At 75.3% G+C, this 1,266-nt stretch carries 1 protein-coding gene; it reads right to left on the bottom strand.

The window, feature by feature from the left end; all coding sequences use genetic code 11:
* Positions 1-359: amidohydrolase family protein (locus tag MXD58_RS27865; RefSeq protein WP_250611145.1), on the bottom strand; the 359-nt coding region annotated here is incomplete at its 3' end.
* Positions 360-1,266: the final 907 nt, after the last annotated feature.

The following is a 1,266-nucleotide window of genomic DNA, read 5'->3' as shown; positions in this document are numbered from 1 at the left end:
GGGCCGGGCACCGTCCCCGCCGCCAGGGCGTCCCGGATGCCGGCGTCGGCGCCGCCGGCATCCCGCAGGTAGGTGACGCCGGCGCGCAGGCTGGCCCGCAGCGCCTGCGCGGTCTGCAGGTACCGGGTGGACAGCGGGGTCGTGACCAGCTCGAACGGGTCGTAGGTGGACTGGGTGACATGGACGTGGCAGTCGATCACGCCCGGCATCAACCACAGCCCGCGGGCGTCGACGTCCACCAGGTCCGGTTCGAGCCCGAGTCCCGGGCCGAGCGCCCGGATGACACCGGCGCGGACCGCGACGTCCACGGGTTCGCCGAAGCGGCCGCTCTGGTCGAGCACGTGCGCCTCACGCAGCACGAAATCGCCGGTGCCCGGTGCCGCGCCCAGGCCACCCGCCGGCCCCCCGGCGGTCGAGGGCCGGCGGACGGGCCGGCGGGGTGCCGCCGGGTCCGGCTGCCCGGCAGGCGCCGGCTGGTCGGAACCGGCTGGGTGCTCGGAACCGGCTGGGTGCTCGGAACCGGCTGGGTGGTCGGAACCGGCTGGGGGCTGTTCGGATGATGCGAGGGGATCTGTCATGACCAACGCCGTTCCTGCCGGATCGACGACCTTCGGTCCGCTCACGGATCGGTGCGCCGGGTCCGCCGGGGCGCGAAGCGCGACGGGCGGACGGCAATGATCAGGCGGGGAAGGTCCGGGAAGCCGCGGACGTCAGCGGCGACAGGCCGCAGCGTTGACCCGGCAGGTGTCGATGTGACGGCGGTGGGTGAGCCGGCATGCCTCGTCGGGACGCGGCCACGGCGCCGACGCCGCCACCCCGTGTTTCCCGGGCACCCGGACCTCCCCCGCTGGCTCTGCCTGCCGACGCCTGGCTTGCCTGCCGACGCCTGGTGGACGACGATCCCCAGCGGCCTCGCCACCACCGTGGTCACCCTCGACGGTAACCAGCGCAACCGAGCGACGCAAAAGCACCCGGCCGGCAGCCGCCCCGGGCCCAGCGCGCCCAAGGGCGTCCGCACGGGCTGGTTGACGCCACCTCCCACCCGTGATGGGATCACGGCGTGCTGCGCCCGACACTCCTCGTCACGCGTGGCCACATCGATTTCGCCCGGGTGACGTCCGCGATCTGTACCGCGCGCTGAGGCGCGCGGCGGGCGAACGCGTCCCGCCGGCCGGCCTCAGCGCATCCGCGAGACCGGGCCAGGCCGCTCCGCATCCCGATCAGGATCCGCGCCACCGCCACCGCCACCGCCACTGCGGCGCGGCC

Source organism: Frankia sp. AgKG'84/4, from assembly GCF_023242965.2.
Taxonomy (GTDB): Bacteria; Actinomycetota; Actinomycetes; order Frankiales; family Frankiaceae; genus Frankia.
The sequence above is the reverse complement of the archived record's forward strand: the minus strand, read 5'-3'. Positions and strand labels throughout refer to the sequence as shown.